Origin of the sequence: Kordia algicida OT-1 (assembly GCF_000154725.1) — a bacterium.
Classification (GTDB): Bacteria; Bacteroidota; Bacteroidia; order Flavobacteriales; family Flavobacteriaceae; genus Kordia; species Kordia algicida.
Map to the genome: position 1 here is coordinate 923,704 of NZ_DS544873.1, position 11,805 is coordinate 935,508.

An 11,805-nucleotide genomic window follows, 5' to 3' on the forward strand; every position below is an offset into this window, starting at 1 on the left:
TGTGCCTTCCATAAACAATGGTAAAACATATTAAAAAACAACAACCAAAAACCAATAACAGAAGTAATGATTAGTGAAAAATATTTAAATGATTTGCGCTCAGCAATAACAGAAATATTTAATCAATCTTTAAATCAACAGCCACAAATTATCGTGAATTTGGGATGTAAAGATGGTACAGTATTGCGTGAAATCTACCAAACGATTTCAGGTAGCACTTTGCGTGGAAAATACCTAAAAGAACATCCTGTACAATGCTATGCGGTTGATGCTTCTCAAGAAAATCTAGACAATCTTGCGCTAGACAATAAAAACATACAAACGTTTTTGGGAGACATTCAAACCAGTAACGGACTAAAAAAGGCATTAAAAAACATTGGAATTTCTTCCGATAAAAAAATACTATACCTACACACGGTAACTCCAACTGCCAATTGGCAAGCATATCTTCAAGTCTATGCCGATCATTTACAAAACAATCAACTTCTATTCACAAGCGAACATGTCGTAGCAGAAACACAAGCTTCATTAGATAAAAACCAAATCACTACAGAAAAATTTATAACACTAGCTGCGAATATTGGACTCTTTACAGAAAAACTATCCAAAAGATATCCTGATTCAAAAACCAACAAAGAAGTTGCACTACACAACATCACAAAAAGAGCTTACAGCATTCGCAACGCTTCTCTAAAAGACTTACAAACATTAGATACGCTAGAAGAACTTTGCTGGCAATCGCACATACGTTCATCCAAAGAAGCAATTCAACAAAGAATAAAAACCTTTCCACAAGGACAATTCGTACTTGAAAAAAATGGAGAAGTTGTCGGCGTCATCTACAGTCAAGCCATTAACGACAAAGCACAGCTTGAAAAGGCAACAATGGACAATGTGCACAAACTGCACAATGCTAATGGAAACGTAATGCAATTACTCGCGGTAAACATTCATCCGAGTGTACAGCTTTTCAATTACGGCGATCAATTGCTAGAATTCATGCTACAACGTTGCAGTCTTATAAATAAAGTAACAGAAATTGTAGCAGTTTCCATCTGTAAAAACTACGACAAAAATGGCGAATATTCCTTTGAAGAATACCTAAATCTACAAGGTGAAAAGCAAGATCCAATCATGGCATTTCACCACAATCACGGTGCAAACATTGTAAAAGGTTTGGCAAACTATCGTGAGCGAGACACTGCAAACGAAGGTTTTGGCGTATTAGTACACTATACTAATTTAGATGAAAGAATAAACACAAACAAAGCATTTGTCGCTTCTCCAGAAACGATAAGCAAAAACACTTCGAGCGAGTTTACAAAAAAAGAAACTACCCAAAAATTCATCACGGAAACCATCGCAAATCTGCTCAATATTAATACAGAAACTGTCGATGAAGAGCAACCACTCATGGAAATGGGTTTAAACTCTGTTGATCTGCAAATGCTGCAACGTCAAATAGAGAAAAAAATAAATCAACAACTCGAAGCTGGTTTCTTCTTTGAGTACAACACAGTTCTAAAAGTAGCAGAAAAAATACAAGCAGATTTTACAATAAACAACACTGAAAAACCTACAGAAACAACCAATACAGCAAAAGCTAACGTAAAAAATAATGTTTCTGACACAGACATTGCCATCATAGGAATCTCTTGTAAACTTCCGGGTAATATCACTTCCGTAGATGCGTTATGGGAAGCATTAACCGAAGAAAAAAGCCTCATCAGTTCGTATCCGAAAGAACGCGGAAACTGGGCAAATAGCGAAGAATTTAAAGGAATCGATCAAGGTGGATTCATGCAAAATGCTGCTGCCTTTGATGCTTCATTCTTTCGTATATCACCAAAAGAAGCACAAATAACCGATCCGCAACAACGCATTCTCCTAGAATTGGCGTGGGCATGTTTGGAAGACGCAGGAATTCCAGCAAAAAAACTCATTGGTTCCAACACAGGTGTTTTTGTTGGTGCAAGCAACGCAGACTACAGTCGTAAAGTACAAGATGCAAAACTAGCCATAGAAGCGCATCATGCAGTTGGAAGTTCGTTGGCAATCTTAGCAAATAGACTTTCCTATTACTTCGATCTTTCAGGACCAAGTTTATTAGTAGACACCGCGTGTTCATCGTCATTAGTGGCAATACACTCAGCAGTGCAATCACTACACTCAGGCGAATGTGACAGCGCAATAGTTGGTGGTGTAAACTTCATTTGTCATCCAGACTTATCCATTGCGTATCACAAAGCAGGCATGTTATCGCCAGAAGCAAAATGTAAAGTATTTGACAGCAAAGCAAACGGATATGTACGTGGAGAAGGCACAGTAGTTATGCTACTAAAACCACTTAAAAAAGCCATTGAAGACAAAAATCAAATTCATGGTGTTATCAAAGGAAGCGCAATCAATCACGGTGGACTTGCCGCAGGATTAACCGTGCCAAATCCAAAAAAGCAAAGTGAATTATTAGTCAACGCTTGGAAAAATGCAAACATTTCTACTTCCGATTTATCATACATCGAAGCACACGGAACAGGAACCTCATTAGGCGATCCAATAGAAGTACAAGGCATCAAAAATGCACTTACAACACATAGCGATTCCAAAACATTAGAAAAATGTACCATAGGTTCCATAAAAAGTAACGTAGGACACTTAGAATCAGCCGCAGGAATGACAGGAATGCTCAAAGTAATTTTGGCAATGAAACACAAACAATTGCCAGCGAGTATTCACTTTTCCACGCTCAATCCTAAAATAAATCTCAACGATTCTCCAATACAAATACAAAACACCTTAACATCATGGCAATCTGAAAAACCATTATTAGCTGGTGTAAGTAGTTTTGGTTCTGGCGGAACAAACGGACATGTCGTTTTGGAGGAATTTCAACAAAAAACCAAACAAAATCATTCCACAAATAATGAAAGCCTATTCGTACTATCCGCGAAAAATGAAGATCGTTTAATCGCTTACGCGGAAAAAATCATTCGTTGGATTGATACTTCTTCGGAAACATTCAACTTCAACGACGCAATATACAGTTGGCAAGTTGGACGAACTGCCATGAAAAAACGCTTGGCAATTCAGGCGACAAACTTTCAAGACTTAAAAGAAAAACTATCACAATGGATTGCAGGAAAAACTGTAGAAACAACTTGGAGCAGTTCAAACGCAGCAACGAACTACACTGAAGAAATCATTGCAAAAGCAATCTCAGAAAAAAACATTTCACTTCTAGGTCAAATCTGGACTACTGGAGCAACCATCAATTGGGAAGCATATTACGCAAACCAAAACGATCTAGCATTTGTTAGTTTACCAACCTATCCGTTTGCAAAAGATCACTATTGGATTCAGGAAACTGAAACAATCACAGAAACAAAGCAACCAACAAAAACTACGAATTCTAAGCTTTATGCTACGCCAACATGGAAAGCAATTCCGATTGAAAACATAGCGGAATCAAACTCAAAAGAAGTTACCGAAACACACATACTTCTTTGTGGATTTTCAACATTACTAAGTAAAAAACTATCGCAGGAATTGCCTGAAACAACGATTTCAACAATCAATTCCAAAAAGAAAAAAATAGCAAAAACATATACTGAAATTGCTGTTGAATGTTTTGAGGAAATACAACAGATAGTTCGTGAAAAATCAAACAAAAAAATAGATCTCTGGATTGTGGTTCCAGCGCTCACAACACACACAACTTGGCTCGGACTTTCAGGAATGTTACAAACGCTTCACGCGGAATATCCTTCCGTTAGCGGACAAGTACTTGCGGTAAATCCAAAAATAAAAACTCCAGAATTAACGCAAAAACTTCTTGAAAACCAATCAGTAACAACAGAACTTACTGTAAAATACGATGCAAACGAACGCAAAGTAATACGTTGGGAAGCAATTCAAGAAAGTTCAAACGAGCAAACAACTGTCTTTAAAGACGAAGGTGTATACATTTTAACTGGCGGACTTGGCGGATTGGGAACAATCTTCATCAAAGAAATCGGAAAGCAAACCAAAAATGCTACAATAATAATTACGGGAAGGTCTGAATTAACAGCAGATAAGCAAGAAAAAATCAAGCAACTTGCAACAATCTCCAAAAACATACACTATCATAAAGTTACATTAACATCAAATGATGAAGTGAAAACCTTTATAAATTCCATCAAAGAAAAGCATGGAAATATAAACGGAATCATTCACTGTGCAGGTATGGTGAAAGACAATTTCATCATCAAAAAAACAGCTTCAGAATTTGAAGAAGTATTGCAACCAAAAGTAGCAGGAACGATACATTTAGACGAAGCAACGAAAAACGAAAACCTCGATTTCTTCGTATTATTTTCGTCTATATTTAGTGTCGTTGGCAATGTCGGTCAAGCTGATTACGCTACGGCGAATGGTTTCATGGATCAATTTGCAGCCTACCGAAACACATTACTTGCGCAAAAAGAACGAGCTGGACAAACACTATCAATCAATTGGCCATTTTGGAAAGATGGCGGCATGGACATTCACGAGTCAAGTTTAGCCATTATCAAAGAAGAAACAGGCATGATTCCAATGGAAACTGCTACAGGTTTACATGCTTTCTATCAGGGAATTGCCAATAAATACAATCAATTATTAGTGATGGAAGGCGTGGAAGAAAAACTTGTTAAAACACTTGAAAACTTAGCGCCGACAAACGAAACAATTGAGCAAGCACAAGACTATTCAGTTGAAAATCAAGATGTCATCTTTGAAAAAACACTTCAAAAAACAAAAGAACTCTTTGGGGAAGTCTTAGGATTTGCGCCTTCAAAAGTAGACGAACATGAATCTTTCTCTGCATACGGAATTGACTCAATATTCATCAATCAACTCAATCAAAAACTATCAAAAACCTTTGATTCCTTATCAAAAACTATCTTCTTTGAGCATCAAACGCTGCATGAAATCACAAACTATCTTGTAAACGAATACACGGAAACTTGTGCTTCTTGGACACAAACTGATATCAATCAAACACAAAAAGGTTCAAGTAAAATATTTAAAGATGCTTCAAAAACTGGTCAAACAATAAAAAATACTGACGAAGCTGAAAAACAAATCAATCACAAAGAGCCAATTGCCATCATTGGAATCAGTGGAATCTATCCAGAAGCCAAAGATTTAGACGAATTCTGGGAAAACCTTCAAGAAGGAAAAAATAGCATCTCTGAAATTCCGCCTTCTCGCTGGAGTTTAGACGATTTCTACGAACCAGACATGCAAAAAGCAGTCAAAGAAGGAAAAAGTTATGCAAAATGGGGCGGATTCATCAACGAATTTGCACAATTTGATCCGATGTTCTTCGGAATCTCTCCAAGAGAAGCCTTAAACATCGATCCGCACGAACGTTTATTCTTGCAAGAATCTTGGCGTGCGCTAGAATCATCAGGATATACAAAACACGATTTAAAACAAAAATATCATCAAAAAGTTGGTGTATTTGCAGGAGTGACCAAAACAGGATTTGAGCTCAAAGCACCGTTTTACAGAAACGACAATCATAAATTTCATCCAAGATCATCCTTTAGTTCTGTTGCAAACAGATTGTCATACGTCTTAGACATCAAAGGTCCGAGCATGCCTATTGACACGATGTGTTCTTCATCGCTCACCGCAATTCATGAAGCTTGCGAACACATACACAGAGGCGAATGTGAAGTTGCATTTGCTGGTGGTGTAAACCTGTATTTGCATCCTTCAACATACAGTTACTTATCGTCACAACACATGTTGTCGGTTGACGGACAATGTAAAAGTTTTGGCTTAGGCGGAAATGGTTTTGTGCCAGGAGAAGGTGTTGGAGTCGTATTGCTAAAACCACTTTCGGAAGCGGTAAAAGACAATGACGTCATTCACGGAGTCATTTTATCAACGCATGTAAATCACGGTGGAAAAACCAATGGTTACACCGTGCCAAGTCCAGTTTCGCAATCGCAACTCATCAAAACTGCGATCAAAAAAGCAGGAATCAATGCACGCGACATCAGTTACATAGAAGCACACGGAACAGGAACCGAATTGGGCGATCCGATAGAAGTTGAAGGTCTAAAAAAGGCTTTTGATGCAGATACAACAGATAAAAATTACTGTGCCATTGGTTCGGTAAAATCAAATATTGGTCATCTAGAAGCTGCGGCTGGAATATCTGGTTTGACAAAAGTGTTACTACAGATGAAACACGGTAAAATCGTTCCAAGTTTGCATACGGAAGATTTAAACCCAAATATCGATTTTGAAAAAACGGCTTTTCAAGTAGCAACCGATTTACAAAATTGGGAACGACCTTTTGTTCAAAATGAAGAAAAACCAAGAATTGCAGGAATATCTTCTTTCGGAGCTGGCGGCGCAAATGCACACGTAATTCTTCAAGAATACCAACCACAAGAAAAAGCATCTTTTGCTACAGAGTCGCTTCTGGCGGAAGCCGAAAAAGTATTAATTCCGTTATCGGCAAGAAATAAAGCACAACTAAAACTTCGTGCGGTTGCATTGTTGGATGCATTACGAAAAAATAATAATGCATCACAATTTGACCTAATTTCATTAACATACACGCTTCAAGTTGGTAGAGAAGCAATGGACGAACGACTAGGTTTTATAGTAAGTTCGATAGAAGAATTAGAAGAAAAACTCATTCAATACATCAACGAAGCAAAAGAAATAGAAAATTTCGATCAAGGAAACAAAAATTATCCTGATAAAACCTTCAAACTGCTTACCAAAGAAGCAGAATTTCAACAAACAATTGCACGTTGGGTTAAAGATAAAAAATTAGCAAACTTACTCATGTTATGGGTAAACGGACTTACGATTGATTGGCACCAATTCTACGATACAGATGTTAATATTTCACGAGTAGCATTGCCAACCTATCCATTTGCCAACGACGAATACTGGATTCAGACAGAAAGTATTGAAAAAGGATTTACAAAAATCTCAGAAGGCGCAGAACATATAAATGCATTATTGCATCACAACACTTCAAACATTTACGAACAGCGTTACACTTCTCGTTTCAATGGAGACGAATTCTTCCTAAAAACACAGTATAATGCTGATGAAAAAATTACAGAAAAAATAGTTCCGACGTTCACGTGTATAGAAATGGCTCGTTTAGCAGCTTTACATGCAACAAGCGGAAACGAAAGTGAAACAACACTCACACTGCAAAACCTAATTTGGTCTACGCCATTTACATTATCTGAAAAGAAAGAAATCAACATTGCTTTAACGGCAACGGCGCCTTTACGTGAAGAAAATATAGCATTACACTTTGATATTTTCAGTGAATCGGATGGAGACGAAACAGTACATTGCCAAGGAAAAGCGGTATTAAGTGACCATTCACTGCCGCAAAAACACAACATTCAAGAACTACTAACGCAACTTGAAGAACACACAATTAGCAATCATTACAAAGGTGTTCAGGAAATTCATAAAACAGATGGAAAATTAGTAGCTACCATCGATTTTTCTGAAGAAATTTTACAGCAGCAAGAAACACTCATTTTGCATCCAAAAACGCTCAGTTATATCCAAAATATCTTAGCGGAATTTGAGCACAAAATGTCAAACGCATACATCATTGGTTGCGATGCTGTTCAAATCATTCAACCGCTTCAAGAAGAAGCATGTATCATTATTTCTTTTGTAGAAGAAAGTCTATTTAGTGATGACATTTGTACGTTAAATATTGACATTTGTGATACGCTCGGAAACGTATGTGTACAATTTGTAGGTTGCTCATTTGGGAAGCAATCGGAAACTTTAACCGCAACAACCGAAGCTACTGAAACAGAAAAACTATTCTTTACTCCGCAATGGCAAGAAACAAAGGTAGAAGGTACGCAAAAGCGTGATGTAGCACAATATCATACCATTTTGCTGGATCTTCCACAGATTAAAACAACGCAATTAGAAACGGCGATTGGTAATAACGTATGCACGAACATTTCATTAAAAAAAGAAAATTTACACGCACAATATCATCAATACGCGACAGCTTGTTTTGAATACATCAAAAACTTACAGAAAGAAAAATTTATTGGAAATCAACACATTTGGTTTGTAATTCCAAATACGGAACAGTATGCACCATTACAAGGAGTATATGGTTTATTGCGTACTGCAATGTTGGAAAATCCTAAAATTTCTGGACAAATATTGCTCACGGATGCTCACGTTTCTCAAAACAATTTAGCGCAACAACTCAACGCGCAAACTGTTCGCAATACAGATTTGATTGTCAAGCACGAAAACAAAAAACAATACGTTTTTCAATGGCAACAACAATCGCTACAAACGTCAAATGAAATTGTATACAAAGATCAAGGAATTTACGTTATTACTGGAGGTTTAGGCGGATTGGGAACAATTTTCTGTAAAGAAATTTTACAAAAAACAACCAATGCAACTGTCATTCTCACAGGTCGTTCAGAACTGACGCAAACTAAAAAAGATGCAATTGCAAAATTGAAGTCTTATGGCGGAACGGTTATCTACAAATCAGTAAATATAGCTGATGAAAAAGCGGTTCACAATTTCTTTGAAAATGTACTAAAATCACATCAGCAAATCAATGGAATTTTGCATTGTGCAGGAATGATTTCAGACAACTTCATTGCTGAAAAAACAACAGAAGAATTCCACCAAGTACTTATGCCAAAAGTTGATGGAACTATCTATATTGATAACGCTACGGCGGAAATTGAACTAGACTTCTTAGTATATTTTTCTTCCATTGCAGGAGCCATTGGTTTCGTTGGTCAGGCAGATTACGCGTCTGCGAATAGCTTTATGGATCACTATGCGTATTACAGAAACGGCTTGGTTCAAAAAGGAAAACGACACGGAAAAACACTTTCAATCAATTGGCCACTTTGGAAAGATGGTGGCATGGGAATCGACAAAGCAACCGAGAAAATGGTAGCACAAACCATCGGAATGCAAAGTTTGGCAACCAAAACAGGATTAAAAGCATTTTACACGAGTTTACAATCAGATTGCAGTCAAAGTTTGGTAGTTGAAGGAAACGGAAACAAAATCAAATCGCATGTTTTCAATCTAAAAAAATCAGCGCAAACAACGCAAGATGCAACGATTTCTGAAAATATTGTAGAAAGTAATTACACAGTAGAAAATACTCAGGAAACCCTCAAAGGAATTCTAACAGAAATTCTCGGAATTCAATCTTCGGCACTTTCCATGGAGCAAACTTTTGTAGATATGGGACTCAATTCGATCTTGGGAGTTGAATTAGCCATTGCCATCAATAACACTTTCGGAACTGCCATTTCTAACGTAATTGTATACGATTATCCAAACATCAAAGAGCTTTCTAGTTATGTAAACTCACACTTATTAAAAAACACGTCAATTGCTAAAAAATCAATTGCGACTATTTCGAAAGAAGTCAAAGCAGTTGCCAAAATAGACACGGAAAATCTTATCAATTTTGGTGAAAAATATCCAAAACTCACACGCAGAAAAGTAACGAATCTCACTAATTTATACGGAAACATTACGCCAGCTTACGGGTATAGTACACAAAAATCATCAGCAACAACAGATGACAAAATCGCCATTGTTGGAATGTCTGGAAAATACCCAAAAGCAAAAAATCTAAAAGAATACTGGAACAATCTTGAAAATGGAGTAGATGCAGTCACTGAAATTCCAAACAGTCGTTGGAACATAGACAAATACTACGATCCAGATCCTGAAAAAGAAGGGAAAATATACGCCAAATGGATGGGAATGTTGGATGAAGTAGATCTTTTTGATCCGTTATTCTTCAAAATATCGCCTCAAGAAGCAACCTATATGGATCCAGAGCATCGTCTATTTTTGCAAGAAGGTTACAAAGCTTTTGAAGATGCAGGATATGCAGGAGAAGCACTAAAAGACATCAAATGTGGTGTGTACCTCGGACTTGAACGAAGCGAATATTCATGGCATTTAAGACAAAACAATGCAATGTCGCCAAACGTAACAAGTAACAATTCCGCAATAGCGGCGGCAAGAATTGCGTATTTCCTAAACTTAAAAGGACCAGCAATTACGATAGATACTGCTTGTTCATCGTCACTTGTGGCAATGCATTTGGCGTGCAAATCGTTGCTTAACAACGAAATAGACATGGCGTTGACTGGTGGTGTACGTTTATGGTTAGGTCCAGAAACTTACCAAGGAATGTGTCAGGCACGAATGCTTTCGCCAGATGGAAAATGCAAAACATTTGACGACAGCGCCAACGGATTTGTGCCAGGAGAAGGTGTTGGAGCCGTAGTGTTAAAACGTTTAAAAGACGCCGAAGCAGACAATGACAACATCTTAGGAGTCATTCTAGGTTCAGGAATCAATCAAGATGGAAAAACCAACGGAATCACAGCGCCAAGCGTAAAAAGCCAAATTGCACTAGAACAAGAAGTATACGCACAAAACAATATCGATCCGAGCACAATAACTTATGTAGAAGCACACGGAACAGGAACCAAATTGGGCGATCCGATAGAACTACAAGCCTTGTCAACAGTTTTTGGAGAAAGTACCGATAAGAAAAACTATTGTGCACTCGGTTCTGTAAAAAGTAACATTGGTCATACAACGGCGGCGGCAGGAATTGCAGGTGTTCACAAAGTATTATTATCATTACAAAACCAAACACTAGCGCCAACATTACACGTTACCAAAGAAAACTCACATTTCGATTTCAACAATTCGCCTTTCTATGTAAACACGGAAAAAAGAGTATGGAAAACCAATCCGCATAGTTTGCGTCGTGCCAGTGTAAGTTCGTTTGGTTTCAGTGGAACGAACTCACATTTGGTCATTGAAGAATATCCAAAAACAACAAATCAAGCTACATCTGAAACAAAATCTGTTATCATTCCGCTTTCGGCAAAAACAACAGCGCAACTAAAAGAAAAAGCAGCAGATTTATTAGCATTCATAAGCGAACAAAATAAGGCAGAAGCATCAGAAGAAAATACCAACACGCTAGACTTAGGATCTATCGCGTATACATTGCAAATTGGACGTGATGACATGCGAGAACGTTTAGGATTTGTTGTAAACTCTATAGATCAACTTGAAAATAAATTGCAAGCATATCTTAACGGAAACGATTCCGATAATGAAATCTATACAGGAAAAGCAACAACTCAAAATGATACGCTTTCACTCTTTAGTACAGATACAGACTTGCAAGAAGCTGTCAGCAATTGGATACAGAATGGAAAACTTGAAAAACTACTCAAACTTTGGGTAAACGGATTGACTATTTCATGGAGTAAATTCTACGAAAATACTAAGCCAAAGCGTGTTAGTTTGCCAACTTATCCGTTTGCAAAAGAAAAATATTGGGTAACATCACAAAACGGAGAAGCTGCAACAAATCATTCAGGAGTTACAGCAACAATACATCCGTTAGTTCATACAAACACATCAAATTTAAATCAGCAAAGTTTTACGTCTACGTTCAGTGGAAACGAATTTTTCCTAAAAGAACATTTAGTACACGGAAAAGCGATTCTTCCAGGAGTGGCATATTTAGAAATGATTCGTGTCGCAATCGAAAAATCAGTTCCAAATCTTTCTGACGAATATGAAATCTCATTGCAAAATATCTTCTGGATTCGTCCGCTAACAGTTGAAACGACTACGGAAATTGAAATCACCGTAACACCTAATGACGATGCAACAATCGCTTTTGAAATCGTCACAAAAATGAAGAAGAAAATAGTGTAAACTGTCAAGGAG

The 11,805-nt window shown here is 37.3% G+C and carries 1 protein-coding gene; it reads left to right on the forward strand.

Going from position 1 to position 11,805, the window contains the following annotated elements:
- The first annotated feature begins 66 nt into the window (after positions 1-66).
- Positions 67-11,793, forward strand: coding sequence for an SDR family NAD(P)-dependent oxidoreductase (locus KAOT1_RS04015; RefSeq protein ID WP_007093431.1), 11,727 nt, complete (start codon positions 67-69; stop codon positions 11,791-11,793).
- Positions 11,794-11,805 lie beyond the last annotated feature (12 nt).